This window comes from Mucilaginibacter sp. Mucisp86, assembly GCF_047324315.1.
In the GTDB taxonomy this organism is placed as follows: Bacteria; Bacteroidota; Bacteroidia; order Sphingobacteriales; family Sphingobacteriaceae; genus Mucilaginibacter.
Map to the genome: position 1 here is coordinate 1938349 of NZ_CP168503.1, position 20379 is coordinate 1958727.

Consider the following 20379-nt stretch of genomic DNA (forward strand, 5'->3'; position numbering starts at 1 on the left):
ACTATGTCAAATTCACCAATGCGTTAGCCGGTTATTTTATAGCCGGCTAATTTTATTATATTGCGATATGAACTTGACCTCAATTAAAAAAATAGCATTAACGGCAATCGCAAGCGCCCCTGCTTTAGCTTTTGCACAGGATTCCCAATATACCATCCAGGGTAAAATTGGCACCTATAACGCACCGGCAAAGGTGTATGTAGAATACCGTAAAGATGGCAAAACGGTTGTCGACTCGGCAGTATTGAACAGCGGAATCTTCAAATTTACCGGCAAAACAGGTACAACACCTGTAAGCGGTTACATCTTGTTTAACCCCAAAGGCACCGGCCTTCATAGCTCAGAAGATTATCGCTCAATTTACCTGGAACCGGGCACTATCAACGTAAGCGCAACTGATAAAATTGCCGATGCCAAAATAGAAGGCACCAAAACCAATAACGACAACGAAAAATATAACCTGGCCGAAAAACCGATCAACGACGCATACGAAGCGCTCTCGGCAAAACGTAAAACCGCTACGCCGGAGCAACTGGCCGAACTAAACGCCGAAGAAAAGAAGATCGATGATCAGGATGCGCAGGTAAACAAAAAGTTTATCCAGGAAAACCCCGATTCATATGTGAGCCTTAACGCATTGGAATCATATGCCTACAGTGCCGATTACGTAGATATTGCCCCATTGTTCAACAACTTTAGCCCTGCTATTAAAGCAACCGAAGGAGGTAAGAAATTTGCCGAGCGCTTGCCAAAATTAAAAGCAGTAGCCTTAGGTGCAATCGCCCCTGAATTTGCCGAAGCTGATACTGCCGGTAAAATGGTTAGCCTGACATCATTTCGTGGTAAATATGTCTTGATAGATTTCTGGGCTTCATGGTGCGGTCCTTGCCGTCGTGAAAACCCTAATGTAGTAAAAGCTTACAACGCCTATAAAGGAAAAAATTTCACCATTCTTGGTGTATCGCTCGACAGGCCGAACGCAAAAGATAAATGGCTGGCAGCTATCCACAAAGACGGCCTTACCTGGAACCATGTATCCGACCTTAAATTCTGGGACAGCAAAGCTGCTGATCTGTATGCCGTGCGCGGCATACCTCAAAACTTTTTGTTAGATCCTAACGGAAAGATCATTGGTAAAAACCTGAGAGGCGAAGATCTGCAAAACAAGCTTGCCGAGCTCTTTGGAAAGATCTAATCATATTATTTAACTCATTGTACATAAAAGCCCCGGTAACATCAACTCTGCCGGGGCTTTTACGTTTAATTTCCTCATGCGCATTCAGAAAGGGCGCCGGTAACCGGCGTCTCATCATGTCAATATATTTACAAACGCGCGAGATGCATTTTCGGCTGTAAACACCTATTTTTGAAGACGCCCCCTGAGCATCAACCTATGTTAAAACCGTTTACCCTCATAACTTTCGCACTGGCAGCAGCAATAACAACCCACGCCCAAAATAAAACCAAACCTAACAGAGACACCACCGAGCTAAAGCCGGTGATCATCAAAGGTTACCTGAGCGATCAGCCTGTAATAAGCGTACCGGCATCAGTAAGTGTACTTGGTGTGGCCCAGCTCAGGATCCAGCCCGATAATTCATTTGTAAACGCGTTAAATACTGTTCCGGGTGTACGTACCGAAGAACGCTCGCCGGGGAGTTACCGTTTGTCCATAAGAGGCAGTTTGTTACGCTCTCCTTTTGGCGTAAGGGACGTTAAGATCTATTTTGATGATATCCCGCTTACCGATGCCGGTGGCAACAGTTATTTAAATGCCATCGATATAGCTTCTATACAAAAAGTTGAAATATTAAAAGGCCCGGATGGCAGCTTATTTGGAGCGAACTCCGGCGGAGTGGTAATCCTCAGTCCGCTTAACCGGTATAACGACAGTACTTATATTTCAGCGGGGGTAAACGGCGGCTCATATGGCCTGTTTCATGAAAAGGCAGCTGTACAATTAAAAACTACCAATTACCTGCTCAACATCAACCAAAGTTTTCAAACCTATCATGGCTACCGGCAAAACAGCGATACGCATCGTAACTACCTGCAACTGGCCGATAGCTGGAACTACAGCGGCAAAAACACTTTGAAAGCATTGGGTATCTATTCTGATCTCGCGTATCAAACACCGGGAGGTTTAACACTTGCCCAATACAATACCGATCCGCGACTTGCCCGCCAGCCCACGCAAACTTTACCCGGTGCCATTCAACAACACATAGGCATCACTACCAAAATGTATCTGGGTGGCTTAACCAACGAATATCATTTTAATGATCATATCCGTAACGTATTGGCCGTTTTTGGCAACCATGTTGATTTTGCCAATCCATTCATCACCAATTATGAACAACGCAGTGAAAACACCTATGGCTTCCGCACTTATTTTGAATTAACCCGCGATCGAAAACCAAGCCTGGACTGGAAAGTTGACCTTGGTTTTGAATGGCAGCAAACCAACTCGCACATTGCCAATTACGGTAATAAAAAGGGGGTAAAAGATACCACCCAAACTATTGATGATATCCACACCAATCAGCATTTCGTGTTTTTGCGTTATGCTGCCGATGTATACAAACGCCTGCATGTTGAGGCTGCGGTAAGCTTAAACGACTATGGATATGATTTTAAAAACATATATCCGCTTAACCAAAACAATTTCACTAACCGCAGTTTTGGTGCACAATTGATGCCAAGGCTGGCCCTATCATACCAGATCATTAATGCACTGGCCTGGCGGGCAAGCGTGAGCCGCGGTTATTCAAGCCCTACCACTGCCGAAGTAAGGCCGACCGATAACATCGTAAACACAAGCCTGCAGGCCCAATATGGCTGGAACTACGAAACCGGCTTCCGCCTGCGCAACAGCGATGAAACTTTTATGCTTGATGCTTCGGTTTATTACTATCGTTTAAACAACGCTATAGTACGTCGCCTTAATGCCGATGAAACCGAACATTACATCAATGCCGGCGGTACTAATCAGCTTGGTACCGAAGCCTCGTTATACTATTGGATCATCCGGCCAAGCCGATATGGTTTTATCCGCGGATTACAATTCAATGAATCATTTACATACAGCCATTTCAGGTTCAGGGATTATGTTGTTACCAATGCAAATTATTCGGGTAACAGGCTAACCGGCGTACCTAAAAATGTATTTGTAAGCAGCGTACAGATCAGGTTTCCTGAAAGCCTGGCCTTGTTTGTTCAGCACACCTATACTTCGAAAATCCCGCTTAATGATGCCAGCACAGTATATGCACCAAAATATAATCTGCTTCAAGCAAGGGTCAGCTATCAACCAATCATAGGTCGCAAAACACGCTTTGAAATATTTGCTGCCGCAGATAACTTGCTGAACCAGAAATACAGCCTCGGGAATGATTTGAATGCGGTAGGTAATCGTTATTATAATGCCGCACCGTTGAGGAATTACTCGGTTGGGATGAATTTTATGTATTAGGTAGCTTATAGTTGATGGTTCATGGATCATAGTAAATAGAGTCCTGTATGCGCCATGCTTGTTTACGGCGGCCAGAGGCCGTGGGATAGTTGCCACTCGGCTGGAGCCGAGCGGCGGCATTTGATAATTAAAAAGCCCGGTATCTTGTTTCGCAAAATACCGGGCTTTTCAATCTGTAAACCTAAAACGGCAAACAGACTTAAGGGTTCAAATTGTTATTTCCACCCTCAGCCACGTTACTTCCCCTGCCTTTAGGATCAAAAGCGCGGAACTTGATAACGCCACCATTATAGTTAACCGGGCCTGTATAAATCTTACTGCCGGCATCAGGGTCTTTACCATTGGTTGTATAACGGATAGTTAAACCCGGAAACTCCACATTGCTCAGGTATTTACCATCCTGCAGGCTGATCCCCGGCTTTGGTACACGGTAATCATAACCACCATTGTAATAAGACAGACGGGGCAACTCACGTTTACCTAACACATTCAAAAAGTTTGACCAGGCCACCTGATATTCTTCTTTACTTTTTGCAGGGTCTTTTTCCGTAGCCCATGCTGGGTCCGCGGCCCAGGCACGTTCGGCCAGGCCAAGCAAACGTGGGAAGATCATATAATCCATCCGCTCAGGGCCCTTAACCGTCTCGGCCCATAATGCGCCTTGTAAGCCTACTATATTGCTTTTACCATAGTCGGTAAGGCGTTGCTTACCAATAAAAATATTCCTGTTTATCGGATTGCCTTGTTTATCAACATCAGCATTTTTAAAATAATCGTACGGGATAAACGAAAAGAATTTATCTATGCCCAAAAACGCGCCCCAATAATAACCCGGTTCATCAAATGATTTGTAATTGGCCATATCAAAATACAGATTGGTAACACAGGTTAATACAACCTTATAACCTCCATTGGCTAAGCGATAAGCTAAATCTTCCTGTCCGGCACCTAAAACATTGTTCCAAACATCAACCTGTAAGTGTTCTTTCATAAAATCTGGATTAGGCACATAAGCCGGCTGACCATCCAGCGTAGTTTTACGAAGCGCCATTTCTTCCCAGCCAGAAAGACGGATGCCTTTAGCTTTAAGAATATCATTAATACGACCGTAAAAATAATACCACAGATCATTAGTACTTTGTATTTCGGGATGAGTGGTCTTAAGCGCCACATAAGCCGGTGATTTTTCCCATACGTTAGCAGGCACTTCATCTCCGCCGAAATGAATTGTTGGCAGTGGTGCGCCGGCTTCTTTGTAAGTACTGATCAAATCGTTAACAACAGTCTCCACAAAGTTATAGGTTGACGGCAGCGATACATCGATCACATTATCATTCCAGTATTGTACAGAGCGATATTCAGATTTATCATTGGGATCATACAATAAGTATTTTTCAGCCTCGGCCTTTTTGCCTTCGGCCATCAGCCGGTCGTAGCGGGCATTCATCGCTTTAATAGCTCCGCGGGCATGTCCTGGCGTTTCAATTTCAGGAACAACGGTGATATGGCGATCATTAGCATATTTCAGGATTTCGATATATTCAGCTTTAGTAAAATAGCCTGTACCGAAAGGATTGTTAACATCCGGACCAGAACCATGTGATGGCGGCAGATGCTGTTTGCTATCCAGCGTATGGCCACGTTTTGAGCCAACAGAAGTAAGCTCAGGTAACGACGGGATCTCTATTCTCCATCCCTCGTCATCTGTTAAGTGTAAGTGCAGTGTATTCAACTTATACAGGCTCATCGCTTCGAGCAGTTTTAATACCTGCTGCTTTGACTGAAAGTTACGGGCAACATCAAGCATTACTGCCCGATAAGAAAAACGTGGCGCATCAGCAACCTCAACACAGGGTATTTGTACCGATGATGGCGTTTTAGCCAGGGCAGCAGCCGGGATCATGCTTTTAAATGACTGGATGCCATAATATATCCCCGTACTGGTTGATGCGCGGATAACAACAGCGCCCGGCTTTACACTTAATTCGTATGCTTCATCGCCTAAACCGGCTTTATATTCAAATGAGATTATATTAGCCGAAGCCTTGCCCGCTTCCTTTTTGCCGAAGATGGCAGTGATATAATTACTTAAAATCAAAGCCTCTTTGCTAAAGCGCAGATCGGCAGCCACAATATCTGTTTTACGCGAGAACGAAAAGCTCCCATTACCCGCGATATAGTTTACCGGCGTAGGAAAAACTTTCACCAATTGATCGGCCGGAATATCGGTAACAGTTTTATTCCTGTCGTAAACAATTTCAGGAGTTATCAAACCTTGATAAGTTGGTTTATATGGCGTAATATCATATGAACCAAAAGAATAGCCTTTTTCGGGAGCATTATCCCAAACCAGGTAAGGGCCTTCAGGCGCATCGGTAATGTTTACAACGGGATCATCGCAAACAAATTCAATGCGGGCGCTTCCCCCGGGTTTCAGGTCCTTAAAACCTGTAGTTGGCGTTATGCTGTACATATCGCCGTTCACCTGTTCAATTAAAGCATTATTGCTTACCGCTGCCTTTGTAAAACCACGACCAGAGTTAAAATAGATCTTCCATCCCCCTGCCGGTAAAGTTTCATGGCTTTTATTGGTAATTACCAGTGCGGTGAGTGCTTGATTCTTATTCTGATAGTTATTGTCCATCACCTGCCAGTTGAGGTGCAACTCGGTAATGTTCGGCTTCTGATCGTCGTTAAATTTAAAACCGCTGCAAACAAAAACCGCGGCGATAACCATCATCGTAAAAATTTTGTTCATAATTGATACTGTGCCTGGGAGAAAGCAGACAAGTAAATATATTACTTTTTAAATTATTTTAATAAGTATTTTAAGGAAGATTTAGTCCAAAGTACTAAGTCTTAAGTTAAATCCATGGTAGCTCATTTTCGACTTAAGACTCTAAACTTCCGACTTAGGGCTTACACCGAAAACTTAATCCATCCCTCGCCCTCATACCCAAAAATGAATTGCTTTGGGCGAATAATTTCGGCCAGGATCTCGATGGAATCAATAATGCGGGGACCGGGACGGTTAAAGTATTGGTTGCCGTCGGCGATATAAAACCTGTCGTTTTTTACAGCTTTGAGCGATGCAAAGCCTGGGCGGTCCAGCAATAAGTTAATCTCGCGCATAGTACGCTCAATGCCGAAGCCGCAAGGCATTACCACAATAATTTCAGGGTCTTGTTGAAGGATATCGTCCCAGGTTACATACGGCGAATGTTTTCCATCCTGCGCTAATACCGGCGTTCCGCCTGCAATGTTTACCAGGCCTGGAACCCAATTTCCTGATATCATTAAAGGCTCGAGCCATTCAATGCAAGCCACGGTGGGCTTGTTATCTATGAATTTCAGCTTGTGTTTAATGATGTCAACACGTTCCTGCAGGTTTTCAATTAAATCGGCTCCTGCTTGCGGTATATTTAGTGCGCCGGCAACATTGGCGATATCACTAAAAATATCATCGAGACTATTGGGTTGTAATGATATAATTTGTGCCTGTTTGTCAAGATAGTTTTCCAGTGCTTCTTCAACATCCTTTAATGATACGGCACAAACCTCGCACTGGGCCTGCGTTACCACTACATCTGGTGAAAGGGCTTTAATTTGCTCACGTTTTACAGTATAAACCGAAAGAGCATCGGCAAGAATCTCTTTTACCTTTACGTCGATATCTGCGCTGCTCATGCCGTCTGGAAAATTAGCTTCGGTGCATACCGGCAATTGTTTTACCGACTCAGGAAAATCGCACTCATGCGAGCGGCCCACCAGGTTTTTCTCTAATCCTAAAGCACAAATTATTTCGGTGGCGGCCGGCAGTAATGAAACTATTTTTTCAGTTGGCATGTTAACAAGTTAAAGTTTGCAAATGTAAGAATTATAGATGTGCAAATTCCAGATGTGCAGATGTGCAAATTATGATAAGATGTACAGATTTGAAATGTGCAGATTCCAGATGTGCGGATTGTTGAATTGAGATGAAAATCATTATACCTCAATTGAAATCATCTGCACACTTGCACATCTGAAATTTGCACATCTGCCCATTTGCCAACTTCAATTAACACCCTATCTTTGCTGCGATGATATTTTTGACTTTTTTCATCGGGCTTATAGCCAATTTCATAGGCTATATACCACCCGGCAACATAAACCTAACTTTAGTACAGATCACTATAAACCGTGGCATTAAAGAAGCGGTACGCTTTATAACTGCCTTTTCGGCCGTTGAATTTTTCTTTACTTATTTCATCATGCATGCCGCCCGCTGGCTTTCGGGACAGTTGAAACTGGGTACCATCATCGACTGGATCATGGTTGTTTTGTTTGGCGTAATGGGTTATATCACCTGGATCCATCGTAACGCCCCACCAAAAGCTAATTACTCGGAGCATGCCAGCATTAAATATGGTATTTTATTAGGATTCTTAAACCCTATGCAGGTACCCTTCTGGATGGTGACCGGCACCTACCTCATCACGCACGAGTGGATACTTGACGGACGGGTAGCACTGGTTATTTTTAGTTTAGGCTCGGCAGCAGGTGCATTTTTATGCCTGTTTATCTATGCCAAATTTGCCAAATACATCCAGGATAAATTTGCATTAAGCAACAAACTGATCAATACCAGCATAGCTATACTGTTTTTTGCATTTGCTGTGTATCATGTTGTAAAGCAGATCTATTTGTCGTTTTATAAGCATTAAAACCTTGATTTGCCCGATTTGAGGATTACCTGATACGATCGATACTAAATTCAAGGTAATCCTTAAATCACGAAAATCATGGTTCCTTTAAAATTCAAGACTTAAAACATCCACCTTATCCTGCGCCAGCTGCACTTTCAACTCATCAAGTGATGAAAACTTAACATCGCCGCGAATGTAGTGGTGAAATTCCATGCGGATAGTCTGATTGTAAATCTCCTCGTTAAAATCAAAGATATTTACTTCAATGTTACGGGTAAGCCCATTAACCGTTGGACGGCTGCCGATGTAAGCCATTCCCTTATATTTCTGATCTGCAATGATAACCGTTACTGCAAAAATGCCATCGCCCGGAATAAGCTTATATTTTTCTTCGACAACAATATTGGCCGTAGGATAGCCGATTTGACGACCGATCTGGTCTCCGCGTACAACCTTTCCGGTGATAAAGAATGGGTAACCTAAAAAGGTGTTCGCCAAATCGATATCGCCATTTAATAAAGCATTCCTAATTCGGGTTGAACTGATAGCAACTTCATTGATGTCCTGCTCCGGGATCTCCACTACATCAAAACCATATATCGGGCCAAGACGCTGCAAATCTTCAAAACCGCCTTGTCTGTCTTTACCGAATCGGTGGTCATAACCTATCACTATTTTCTTTGTACCGATTTTGTTTACCAGCACATCGCGGATATAGCTTTCGGCAGATTGATTAGAGAAATCCCTTGAAAAAGGGGTTATAATCAAATGATCGACACCAAGCTGTTCCATCAGTTCGGCCTTTTCGGCTATGGTGGTTATCAGTTTAAGACTTTCATCCTCAGGGTGCAGGATCATACGTGGGTGTGGGAAGAAGGTAAGGATCACCGTTTCACCACCTGTACTTTCGGCCAGTTCTTTTATGCCTGATATGATTTTACGGTGCCCTATGTGTACCCCATCAAATGTACCGATGGTGACTACTGCATTGTTTACCGCTATAAATTCGTCAATGTTATGATAAACCCTCATTAATTATATGAGTAAAACACAAAGTTAATTTTTAGTTGATGGGATTAACAACCGGAGTGTTTGCGCTTTGTAAATTTCCTTTACCGTGCCGTTTGCACATCTGATACTTTTAATTCCCTGATGGTGTTTACCAGTTCCATCACCTCCCAGGCATCTTCAATTTTGAAGTTTCCGCTGCGTGTACGCCTCAATTTTGACAGATATGCCCCATTATTCAAAGCAGCGCCAAAATCATTTACCAGCGAGCGGATGTAAGTTCCCTTGCTGCATACTACCCTGAAATCAATCTCGGGCAGTTCAATACGGGTTAATTCAAATTCCGATATGGTTACGTTACGTAGCTTTAGCTCTACATCTTCGCCGCGGCGTGCCTTTTCATATAAACGCTCACCATCAACTTTGATGGCCGAGTGCGCAGGAGGATACTGCTGGATGTCACCAATAAACTTTCCGCAGTTATTACGGAGCATTTCTTCGGTGAGTTGGCTGATATCGAAACTTTTGTCGGGCCCGGTTTCCATATCGTACGAAGGCGTAGTTGCGCCCAATACCATGGTACCTGTATATTCTTTTTCTTCGGCCTGGAAAGTATCTATCTGCTTGGTCATTTTACCGGTACAGATAATCAGCAAGCCTGTAGCCAGCGGATCAAGCGTGCCCGCATGACCAACCTTTAATTTAAGCGGTTTAAACGAATTGCGAAGTTTGCCAACCACATCAAAGCTTGTCCATTGATAAGGCTTGTTAACCAGTAAAAGCTGACCTTCAGCAAATTCCTCTATTTTGGTGTACGTATTCTTCAAATCTTCTATTTATCCGGGCCATGTTGCCCGATTTTCCGCAAAGGTACGATTTTCGCCTTGATTGACGCAGAATGGGGAATTGCAGCAAAAAACAAATCGGATATCCGCAAATATTTAAAACACTTGCAGATATCCGATCTAAAAGAAAATATCCTGTTAAATATTTTGTAACTGATGACCGCTCAGCATTAAGCCGATAATGATGGCACCAACAACAATACGGTACCAACCGAATATTTTAAAGCCTTTACGCTCCAAAAAGGTTATGAATGTTTTTATGGCAAGCATGGCAACAATAAATGCTATAACGTTGCCTATTGCCAGTAACTTGATTTCCTCACCGGTAAATATGTGACCTTCTTTATGAAAGTCATACAATTTTTTAGCGGTTGCAGCAAACATGGTAGGCACAGCCAAAAAGAATGAAAACTCGGCAGCTGCGGTACGGCTCAGCTTTTGGGTCATACCTCCAACAATGGTAGCGGCCGAACGTGAGGTACCAGGAATCATAGCCAAACATTGAAAAAAACCAATTTTTAGAGCAGTTAAATTGCTGATATCCTTCTCCTCTTTAACTACAGGCTTATTAAACCATTTATCAACAAACAATAAAATGATACCTCCCACAAAAAGGGTAATCCCTACTACATAAACGCTTTCAAGCAGGGCATCTATCTTTTTGCTGAACAATACACCAAATACTGCAGCCGGTATAAAGGCAATAAATAATTTCAGGTAAAAATTAACCGATTGTAAAAACCTTTTCCAATACAGGATCACTACCGATAAAATAGCGCCCAGTTGTATGGCAATAGTAAAGAGTTTAACAAAAGGATCGGCAGCTATGCCCATTACCGATGAGGCAATGATCATGTGCCCTGTCGACGAAACAGGCAAAAATTCAGTTATCCCTTCAATTATTGCAAGGATAATAACATGGATTAAATTCATTGGGATTTTAAGGGGTTGAGGTAGAGGTATATGTTATTTACAGCAGGCATGCTTTAATTAAGACAAACCTGCTGTAAAAATCAGCCTAATTATTAATTGGCCGAAGGTTTTTTAAGAATAGCGAAGAAACCTAAAGCAAAGCCACCTAAAACTACTATTGGGGCAATAACTATTTTGGTAGTACTATAAATATCAGTTGTGCCCGACATCAGTATAAAACCTAAAGCTACAACAGCTACGCTGATGATCAGGATACGGTAATTGCTTTTATCAAATATAAATTGTACCGGTTGTGCTGGCGCAGTAGCTTTTGCAGTACCCGCAGATGCCGGCGAAGCTGCGGCAGTTGTTTTTACAGAAGCAGCTGGTTTAAATTTTTGTGCCATATATCTTTTAATTACTGAATTATTGAGTTAGTGAATTAGTGATTTAAAGCTCAGATCAAGCCTTTCAGCTTTATCCTTTCGCCTTTAACCTACTTATCTGTACAGATCGTATATTTTTAAACGTAAAAACTTGTTAACTGCTAAAAAGGTGCTAAAGCCCGATATAAAAATCCCCAGGCCAACAACACCTAAAAATACAATACCAAACTCAGTGTAGTTTTGTAAAAACACCAGGTCGGGCACGTTATCATAAGCAACATATAAGGTACCTATAAGCAGGATAATGGCAATTAAACCGCCCAGTAAACCATGCCAGATACCGTATAATAAAAATGGTTTGCGGATAAACCCTTTGGTTGCCCCAACCAGCTGCATTGATTTGATCAGGAAACGCTGCGAGTAAATGGCCAGCCTGATAGTATTGTTAATCAACGCTACCGAAAGCACCACAAAAATACCGGCAAAGGTAAGAATGATCAAACTGATGGTAGTTACATTCTGATTCATCTGATCAACAAGTGATTGCTGATATTTAACCTCTTTTATCAACGGGTTTTTCAGCAGCTCGGCTTTAAACTTTTCAATATCCTTATTATTGGCATACTCGGCTTTCAGGTAAACATCAACAGATTGCGACAGCGGATTGTACCCTAAAAACTTTACAAAGTCTTCGCCAAGATCCTTTTGCAGGTTGCGGGCTGCAAGCTCTTTGCTTACGTATTGGGTTTGTTTCACCATTACGTTGCCATCCAGTTGCTTTTGAAGTTGCAGTACATCGCTTTCATGGGCAGCATCGTCAACAAAAATATTAAGCACGATGTTTTCTTTAACATAGCTCGAAATATTTTTAGCGTATACCAGTATTAAACCCAGCAACCCTACCATTAACAGCACCATGGCAATACCAAATACAGTTGAAATGTAGATGGTTTTTGTCTTTTTTGAGGATGCGCTTGCTTCAAATTCTTCCATTTACTTTTGTTAGATGTTAGATATCAGACATGAGGTTTGAGACCACTATCCCCCCTCAATTTAATATCATATTTCTGCGAAAATAAGAAACCCACCCTAAAGGTAAAAGTTTATTGCTTATAAATATGTTTAATAATGCCTTAGCTAAACAGATTTAACATTTATTAACAGCTGAACCGGATCAGAATTTACAGGATTTAAGAATTAACAGAATCTTATTCGCTTTTGGCGACTTGATTACACTGACGGATAATTCTGAAAATTTAAAAATTATGTAAATTCTGATTCAGACAAATTAACCACCAAATTCTGATCTAAATCTGGAATTAAACAAAGCATCATTGCCGTTGTTATTAAATCATGACAAAGCCAGCAAATCAGAAAGATAAACCTTCACCATCAGACACTCCTACCCATAGACCAAATGACAATGGGCATAAAAGTAAAGTACGTAAGGAAGATAAACAGTATCACGCCGATAACCCGCATGGCGGCGATATCGCCAAAAAGCATGAAAAGGAAGAGCAACCGGTGCATTCTGTTAAGAGTGTACCGAAGAAGTAAGTCGGAAGTCTTAAGTCCAGGATTCTAAGTCTGAATGCTTTTGACTTCTGGCTTAATACTTTCGGCTTCGAACTAAGACTTAACAATCCCCGCCGAATTAAACTGCAGATCGTACAGCTTCCGGTAGTGGCCGTTATCAATTTTAAGCAGCTCCTGGTGGGTACCCATTTCCATGATTTCGCCGTGGTCAAGTACAATGATCCTGTCGGCATTTTGAATGGTGGATAACCTATGCGCTATCACTATAGCCGTACGGCCTTCCATTAATTTATTGATAGCATTCTGGATCAGGATCTCCGTTTCGGTATCAACAGATGAAGTAGCTTCATCCAAAACCAAAATTGCAGGGTTATAAACCAAAGCCCGGATAAATGAGATCAGCTGCGATTGCCCAGCCGAAAGGGTGGAACCGCGTTCCATTACATTATAATCATATCCGCCGGGCAAGCGCTCAATAAAATCATGCGCGCCAACATCTTTGGCAGCAGCCACAATCTGTTCGCGGGTGATAGTTGGATTATTGAGGCTAATGTTATTGGCAATCGTATCGCTAAATAAAAACACATCCTGTATCACGGTAGCTATCTGCGAGCGCAGGTAGTTAACATCATAATCATGAATATCATGCCCATCTACTTTAACGCAGCCTTTACCTATTTCATAAAAGCGGTTCAGGATATTAATGGTTGATGATTTACCCGCCCCGGTTGCTCCAACCAAAGCCAGCGTTTCGCCGGGTTTGATGTGGAAGCTGATGTTTTTTAATACCCAGTTTTCATCGTTATAGGCAAACCATACTTTATCAAAGCTGATATCTCCTTGAAGCCTGCCGGTGGTAAGTGTGCCATTATTTTCAGCTACCTCGTCAGTATCCAGTACTTTAAAAATCCTGTCGGCCCCAACCATACCCATTTGCAGGGTATTAAATTTATCAGCCAGTTGACGAATAGGCCTAAAAAGCATATTGAGCAATACAATAAAACTGGTGATCAAACCAGGAGTAATGCCTTTACCTGACACGGTAATAGCAGCCATTTGACTGTCAGACAGCATCCGTTTACAACCATACCAAACCAACAGGCCCATGCAGATGGCAAACAAAATTTCTACCACCGGAAAAAATATCGAATAGTACCAGTTTGAGCGGATATTGGCATCACGGTATTTTTCATTCACGGCTTTAAACTTGCGCATCTCCTGGTCTTCGCGGGCAAAGATCTGGATTACACTGATGCCCGAAATATGTTCGGCCAAAAAGGTATTGAGCCTCGCCACTTGTGTACGCACCTCCTGAAACGATGATTTGATAGCCTCCTTAAACACATAAGTTGAAGCAAACAGGAAGGGCATCGGGATGAGGGTAATCAATGCCAGTTTCCAGTCCTGCCAAAGCATGTAGCCTATTACCGCAACCACCAATAGCATATCCCCCATGATGGAGATCAACCCTTCCGAAAAAATATCGGCAATAGTTTCCAGGTCGGATACCGTGCGGGTGATGAGCATACCAATGGGTGTACGGTCGAAATATTTTAATCTTAAACTGGTAATATGATTAAAAATGTCGATCCTCAGATCACGGATAACGTACTGACCAAGCGCGTTGGTTGAATAGGTTTGATAATACTGGGCAATGGTTTGAATGATAAGCTGGGCAATCATAAGCTCAACCATAAAAACCAGCCCGTTATAATCATCGTTCAAAATATTAACATCAAGCGTACGCTGAATCAGGATAGGCTGCAACAAAGCATTGGCAGCTATAAAAATGGTGAGGAAAGTAGCTACAACAAATGTTTTGTTATATGGCTTAACGTAGTGCATTACCCTACCGAGCAGCTTCCAGTCAAGGGCCTTTCCGGTTACGCCCCCCCCGCCCCCTAAAGGGGGTGCCGCTTGCTTAGTTGCTCCCCCGTTTGCTGAGGGGGGAATTTCCTGCTTATTATCTTTTTCGTCTTTAGCCACTATATCAAAGTTAAAGTATAATTATAAATCTTAAAATAACATTCTCCGCCATTGTTCCCCCTTTAGGGGGCTAGGGGGCTTAAGGGGTACGGATATTTAACCTCTGTCAAATACAGCCCGCAAGCAGGTACACTTGTGCCTGCGTTTGAACGGTTTTTACTTTCAATAATTTCGCGGATAGCTTCCGGCTTCAATTCTTCCCGGCCAATCATCATTAACGTACCAACAATAGCGCGAACCATGTTGCGCAAAAACCTGTCGGCCGTAATATGAAAAACAATACCATTATCAGTCTTTATCCATTCGGCACGGGTAATTTTGCAGTTATTGGTTTTTACCTGGGTATTTGATTTACTGAAACAGCTAAAATCAATATACTGCATCATGATAGCCGCCGCCTGGTTCATCAGGTCAATATTGGGCACATCACGCAATTGCCATGAATAGCCGTGTAAAAACGGATCTTTATTAAAATGGAGGTGATATTGATATGAACGCGCTGTGGCATCAAACCGGGCATGCGCGTCGGCATGAACGGGAATAACATTTTTTATAGCGATGTCATAAGGGAGCAGGGCGTTTAGGCCCCCCCGCCCCCTAAAGGGGGTGCTTTCCAGTACGCTTACCCCCCCTTCAGGGGGCAGGGGGGCATCAAAATGCGCAAAAAACTCTTTTGCGTGTACGCCTGTATCCGTGCGGCCACAGCCGGTTGTTTCTATTGGCTGGCGTAATATGGTGCTTAAGGCTTTATTTAGCAACTCCTGCACACTTACGGCATTTTGCTGCACCTGCCAGCCGTGATAGGCGGTGCCATTATAAGCCAGTTCAATAAAATAACGCTGATTGGTATTCACGACAACAAAGTTAATAATCTGACACCGATGACGGGTTCATAATTTGGTCATAGTATTTTAAGGCTGCAACAAATCGGCTACATTCTACAAGCAAAACAATTATATTTGCCCATATAATTATTAATATCATGCTTCAACGCATCCAAAGCATTTATCTTTTATTTGCCAGCCTTGTGCTGTTCGCCCTTTTCTTTTTTCCGCTTGCACACAACGTTTACATTAATGATAAAGCATCAAGCATTATGGTTACCGGTGTTTACCAGGATGTAAACGGGGCGCAGCAACACACTCAAACATTTGTTGCACTTACTGCCATAACAGCTATTGTTGCCCTTGTGCCGCTGGTTATCATCTTTCTGTATAAAAACCGCAAACAGCAAATAGCTTTTTGCTACAGCGCTATATTGGTGCTTATAGGCTACAGCTTTTGGATGGCACAAACTGTTAAAGCTGTGGCTGGCAGCATTACACTTGATACACATACTATGGGCATTGGCTTGTTCCTTACTTCATTAAGTATAGTATTCATCATTTTTGCCCAAAAAAGTATTAAAAAAGATGAAAAGCTGGTAAAATCGGCCGACAGGTTGAGATAAGCCACATTAACGTTAAGTCGAGCGTATTAAGCCGGAAGTCACAAGTCTGGCTTTTTTTCTTTTCTATACCTATAGCTTTAGGCTAAAGGCTAAGCTGTTCGTTGCTATCCGAGTGTAAAAAACAAATTAAAAAATCTGTAATTTCTACCTTCAATAAAGGATTCCTTTCAAAGAAACAGATCTTAAAAACTGGTAAAGAAGGCTGTCTATATTACGAAATCATTAATTAACTTGTTTTTTTTCAGTCAATTAGTGCGTTATTTATAATAAAATCATTAAAGTTCATTTTACCTCAATGCACCTATTGGAATTGTAAAACATTAATGCTATCTTTGCGCCCGATTTGACGATGTTGTCAAATTCGTTATTTAAATTCATGAACAACCCATTTATTGAACTGGGAATCCGTCATGATATTGTTAATGCCATCTCTGAGTTAGGATTTGAGAATCCTACACCAATCCAGGAGCAGTCAATCCCGGTATTGTTAACAGGCAGCAACGATTTTGTCGGATTAGCCCAAACCGGGACCGGAAAAACTGCTGCCTTTGGCCTACCATTGTTGGAACTGCTTGATTTCGAAGAAAATCATCCACAGGCACTTGTTTTATGCCCAACGCGCGAACTTTGTTTACAGATCGCGAACGACATTAAGAATTACGCCAAAAAAATGAACAACGTACACGTTGTTGCAGTTTATGGTGGTGCAAGCATTATGGATCAGTTACGCCAGATCAAACGCGGCGTGCAAATCGTAGTAGCTACACCTGGTCGTATGCTTGATATCATAAACCGTAAGGCTATCGACTTTTCGGCTGTGAAGTATGTAGTATTGGATGAGGCTGACGAAATGCTCAACATGGGCTTTCAGGAAGACATTGATAGTATCTTATCTACCACACCCGAAGACAAAAAAACCTGGCTATTCTCGGCCACCATGCCTGCCGAAGTTAGGCGGATCGCGAAAAAATACATGACCGATCCCTTCGAGCTTACCATGGGCGCAAAAAACACAGGTAATGCCAATATCGAGCATGAGTACTATATAGTACGTGCACGTGACAAGTATGCCGCATTTAAACGTATTGTTGACTTCAACCCTGATATTTTCGGTATCGTATTTTGCCGTACCAAAATTGAAACTCAGGAAATTGCTGAATCACTGATCAAAGACGGCTACAATGCCGATTCATTGCACGGTGACCTTTCACAGCAACAACGTGATAAAGTAATGAAACGCTACCGCGAACGCAGCCTGCAATTATTAATTGCTACTGATGTTGCAGCCCGTGGTATCGACGTTAACGACGTAACACACGTTATTAACTATTCATTACCTGATGAAATTGAAAACTACACCCACCGTAGCGGCCGTACAGCCCGTGCCGGTAAAACTGGTGTATCAATCTCTATCGTAAACGCTAAAGAATTAGGCAAAATTCGCCAGATTGAGCGTGTTATTGGTAAAAAGTTTGTAAAAGCCGAAATCCCTACAGGTTTTGACGTTTGCGAAAAACAATTGTTCTCTATCGTTCACAAAGTACACAATGTTACTGTAAACGAAGAGCAGATTGAGCAGTACCTGCCACGCATCTATGAAGAGTTTAAAGATTTCACCAAGGAAGATTTTATTAAACGTTTTGCTTCAATTGAGTTTAACCGTTTCCTTGATTATTATAAAAACGCTCCAGACCTGAACGCTAACGTAGAAGAAGGCCGTAACAGGTTTGAAGATCGTGGCGAACGTGGTAACGGCGTAAGAGGCAACTTCACCCGTTTATTTATAAACCTGGGTTCGGTTGACGAGTTTAACCGTGGCGATTTGTTAGGTTACATTTGTAACACTACCAAAATAAGCGGCCGTACCGTTGGCAAGATCGACGTTAAAGGTGTGTATTCATTCTTTGAAGTTCAGAACGAAGATGTTGATAAAGTGATGACCAGCTTCAAAGAAGCAGAATACAAAGGTCGCCCGGTAAGGATCGAGATTTCAGGCGAAGGCACCAGCGAGCGTCGTGAAGGCGGATATCGTGGTGGCGACCGCAGAGAAGGTGGATACCGTGGTGGTGACCGCCGTGAAGGTGGATACCGTGGTGGTGACCGCCGTGAAGGCGGATACCGCGGCAACGAGCGCCGCGAGCACAATGGTGGCTTCCGTGATTTTTCGGGCAAACCCCGCGAAGATCGTCCGGAACGCAGAAGGAGATTTTAATCACCCATCATAAAAAAACCACCATGTGCAAAGCATGTGGTGGTTTTCATGAGCTTCCTTTAGTAAGAAGCATTAGTTTTAGTTTAGTTTTGTTAACAAAGCCTTTTAACCGCTGCATACGGGAATAAAGGCTTTTGTTGTTTAACGGCTAAATTCAACAATATCCGAATCCGGGTAACAAAGCGTTAACTTAGTATCCGTAAGCTCTTTAATGCTGAACTTGGTGTAAGGCCTGCTACCCTGATATGAGGTGTAAATGGTATCATTTTTCACAAAATAATCCTCTTTGCTTGCCTGCCCGTCATCCATGATAAAATCTTTATCGGTTATTGACAGTTTGGTTGAACCATCTTTTGATTTCCAGTTACCTTCCAGCTTTTTGTTTGGCGCGGGGGCACTGGAACAAGCATAAATCATTAACGTGACTGCACATGCAGCAAACATCGGAACAAACTTTTTCATGACGGATCAGGTTAGAATGGCTTACGCCTTTGTTGAATTTGCTATTGAGCTGGTTTATCTATCAGCTCGGATTTTTTCAGGTAAACACGGTGCCCTTTTTTATTTACATAAAAATAATGCGAATATTTATCGATATAGATAGTTTCACCATTAGGGCCAGCTTTGCCGGCATATTTCTTATCAGCAACTGTAGCTGCGCCTTTGGCTGCAATTTCGGATGTTTTATGACCTATCTTTTTTGTGGCTTTACTGATCTTACCACCAAGGGTCGAATCTTTATGTGTTTGGGCAAAACCGGGAGTAACCATAAAGGTGCCGGCCGCAAACAAAGCTATTTTAAACAGATTTTTCATGAGTGACAATAATTAAGTTTCGTTTCCTAAAATTAACTCAATTTCTCGGCCAAATTTCTCATTTCTATCACAGGTGAGCGTTTTTGATATAAAATAGCATAAACGGCTTCGCAAATGGGGATACTTACACCATATTGCTTATTAACTTCATGTAGGCAATTTACTGCATAATATCCTTCGGCAACCATGTTCATCTCCAGTTGTGCCGATGTTACGGTATATCCCTTGCCTATCATATTACCAAAAGTACGGTTACGGCTAAACTGCGAATAAGCGGTAACCAACAGATCACCCAGGTAGGCCGACTCTTTAATATCCCTGTCAATAGGGTGTACAGCAGCCACAAAACGCTCCAGTTCGCGTATAGCATTTGATATCAGCACTGCCTGGAAGTTATCACCATAGCCTACACCATGGCAAATACCACTGGCAATGGCATACACGTTTTTTAATACAGCGCCGTATTCCGTACCGTAGATATCGTCAGAAATATTGGTTTTGATATACCTGGTATTAATCATGCCTGCAAACTGTGCCGCCAGTTCGGTATCGCCGGAGGCGATAGTGAGGTATGACAGTTTTTCAAGCGCTACTTCCTCGGCATGGCATGGACCGCTGATCACCATAAAATCATCAAACGATATATCGTATTTTTGATGAAGAAACTCGGCAATTATCAGGTTTTCGTCGGGTACTATCCCTTTTATGGCCGATACTATTTTCTTTCCTTTCAGGTCGGCAGCCGTTATATCTTTTAATGCTTGTTTTAAAAATGCCGCAGGTACATTAAGCAATACAATATCGGCAACTGCGATAAGTGGTTTCAGATCGGCAGAGATATTTTGTTCTGGAAGCTTGATCTCAACCGAGCTTAGATAATGCGGGTTGTGCGCAAACTTTTGCAGATGTTCCACAGCTTCGGCGTTACGCATCCACCAAAAAATCTCTTTTGGGGTGGTGTTGTCGATAAGCATTTTAATATTGGCCGTAGCCCAGCTTCCTCCGCCAACAACTGTGATCTTGTTTAATTTTTTATCCATCAATAAATAATAGAAAATCTATGTGCCAG

General features: G+C 42.4%; 18 protein-coding genes. 6 read left to right on the forward strand and 12 right to left on the reverse strand.

The genetic code is table 11. From position 1 onward, the window contains the following. Positions 1 to 67 precede the first annotated feature (67 nt). Positions 68 to 1195: a redoxin domain-containing protein gene (locus ACEN9X_RS08010; RefSeq protein WP_413669875.1), complete on the forward strand. Its 1128-nt coding sequence runs from the start codon at positions 68 to 70 to the stop codon at positions 1193 to 1195. Between the two features lie 198 nt (positions 1196 to 1393). Further along, entirely contained in the window at positions 1394 to 3472 is a 2079-nt protein-coding gene (locus ACEN9X_RS08015; protein WP_413669876.1) for a TonB-dependent receptor, read from the forward strand. Between the two features lie 199 nt (positions 3473 to 3671). Here ACEN9X_RS08015 and ACEN9X_RS08020 read toward each other — a convergent pair whose 3' ends face one another. Both ACEN9X_RS08020 and ACEN9X_RS08025 read right to left on the reverse strand, forming a co-directional pair. After that, complete coding sequence (locus ACEN9X_RS08020) at positions 3672 to 6230, reverse strand: family 20 glycosylhydrolase (RefSeq protein WP_413669877.1); 2559 nt, start codon at positions 6228 to 6230, stop codon at positions 3672 to 3674. Between the two features lie 161 nt (positions 6231 to 6391). After that, positions 6392 to 7318 (reverse strand): cobalamin-binding protein, encoded by a 927-nt coding sequence (locus ACEN9X_RS08025; RefSeq protein WP_413669878.1) that lies wholly within the window; start codon positions 7316 to 7318, stop codon positions 6392 to 6394. Positions 7319 to 7554: 236 nt separating this feature from the next. On the opposite strand from ACEN9X_RS08025, the gene ACEN9X_RS08030 reads away from it, so the two are divergent. Then, on the forward strand, positions 7555 to 8178 hold the full coding sequence (locus ACEN9X_RS08030) for a LysE family transporter (protein ID WP_413669879.1): 624 nt from the start codon (positions 7555 to 7557) through the stop codon (positions 8176 to 8178). 87 nt (positions 8179 to 8265) lie between these two features. Here ACEN9X_RS08030 and ACEN9X_RS08035 read toward each other — a convergent pair whose 3' ends face one another. The 5 genes from ACEN9X_RS08035 to ACEN9X_RS08055 all read right to left on the reverse strand — a co-directional run bounded on the left by ACEN9X_RS08035 (position 8266) and on the right by ACEN9X_RS08055 (position 12304). Continuing rightward, on the reverse strand, positions 8266 to 9192 hold the full coding sequence (locus ACEN9X_RS08035; protein WP_413669880.1) for a bifunctional riboflavin kinase/FAD synthetase: 927 nt from the start codon (positions 9190 to 9192) through the stop codon (positions 8266 to 8268). A gap of 80 nt (positions 9193 to 9272) precedes the next feature. Then, a complete protein-coding gene (gene truB / locus ACEN9X_RS08040; RefSeq protein ID WP_413671121.1) occupies positions 9273 to 10004 on the reverse strand; it encodes a tRNA pseudouridine(55) synthase TruB in 732 nt (243 codons plus the stop codon). Between the two features lie 147 nt (positions 10005 to 10151). Further along, positions 10152 to 10946: an undecaprenyl-diphosphate phosphatase gene (locus tag ACEN9X_RS08045; protein WP_413669881.1), complete on the reverse strand. Its 795-nt coding sequence runs from the start codon at positions 10944 to 10946 to the stop codon at positions 10152 to 10154. A gap of 92 nt (positions 10947 to 11038) precedes the next feature. After that, positions 11039 to 11332, reverse strand: coding sequence for a DUF3098 domain-containing protein (locus ACEN9X_RS08050; protein ID WP_413669882.1), 294 nt, complete (start codon positions 11330 to 11332; stop codon positions 11039 to 11041). Between the two features lie 93 nt (positions 11333 to 11425). Beyond that, a complete protein-coding gene (locus ACEN9X_RS08055) occupies positions 11426 to 12304 on the reverse strand; it encodes a cell division protein FtsX (RefSeq protein WP_091215297.1) in 879 nt (292 codons plus the stop codon). A gap of 360 nt (positions 12305 to 12664) precedes the next feature. On the opposite strand from ACEN9X_RS08055, the gene ACEN9X_RS08060 reads away from it, so the two are divergent. Further along, positions 12665 to 12868: a hypothetical protein gene (locus ACEN9X_RS08060; protein ID WP_413669883.1), complete on the forward strand. Its 204-nt coding sequence runs from the start codon at positions 12665 to 12667 to the stop codon at positions 12866 to 12868. A gap of 72 nt (positions 12869 to 12940) precedes the next feature. On the opposite strand, the gene ACEN9X_RS08065 is transcribed toward ACEN9X_RS08060, so the two are convergent. Both ACEN9X_RS08065 and truA read right to left on the reverse strand, forming a co-directional pair. Then, positions 12941 to 14692 (reverse strand): ABC transporter ATP-binding protein, encoded by a 1752-nt coding sequence (locus ACEN9X_RS08065; RefSeq protein ID WP_413671122.1) that lies wholly within the window; start codon positions 14690 to 14692, stop codon positions 12941 to 12943. A 203-nt stretch (positions 14693 to 14895) separates the two neighbouring features. Then, positions 14896 to 15687, reverse strand: coding sequence for a tRNA pseudouridine(38-40) synthase TruA (truA, locus tag ACEN9X_RS08070; protein WP_413669884.1), 792 nt, complete (start codon positions 15685 to 15687; stop codon positions 14896 to 14898). 128 nt (positions 15688 to 15815) lie between these two features. Between truA and ACEN9X_RS08075 the strand changes: the two genes are divergently transcribed. Continuing rightward, positions 15816 to 16283, forward strand: coding sequence for a DUF4293 domain-containing protein (locus ACEN9X_RS08075; protein WP_413669885.1), 468 nt, complete (start codon positions 15816 to 15818; stop codon positions 16281 to 16283). Positions 16284 to 16659: 376 nt separating this feature from the next. Next, entirely contained in the window at positions 16660 to 18495 is a 1836-nt protein-coding gene (locus ACEN9X_RS08080; RefSeq protein WP_413669886.1) for a DEAD/DEAH box helicase, read from the forward strand. A gap of 141 nt (positions 18496 to 18636) precedes the next feature. Here ACEN9X_RS08080 and ACEN9X_RS08085 read toward each other — a convergent pair whose 3' ends face one another. From ACEN9X_RS08085 to ACEN9X_RS08095, 3 genes are read right to left on the reverse strand one after another with little or no spacing between them, the layout of a single operon-like run. Next, entirely contained in the window at positions 18637 to 18957 is a 321-nt protein-coding gene (locus ACEN9X_RS08085; RefSeq protein WP_413669887.1) for a hypothetical protein, read from the reverse strand. Positions 18958 to 18998: 41 nt separating this feature from the next. Next, positions 18999 to 19310, reverse strand: coding sequence for a hypothetical protein (locus ACEN9X_RS08090; protein ID WP_413669888.1), 312 nt, complete (start codon positions 19308 to 19310; stop codon positions 18999 to 19001). 32 nt (positions 19311 to 19342) lie between these two features. Next, a complete protein-coding gene (locus ACEN9X_RS08095) occupies positions 19343 to 20350 on the reverse strand; it encodes an NAD(P)H-dependent glycerol-3-phosphate dehydrogenase (protein ID WP_413669889.1) in 1008 nt (335 codons plus the stop codon). Positions 20351 to 20379: the final 29 nt, after the last annotated feature.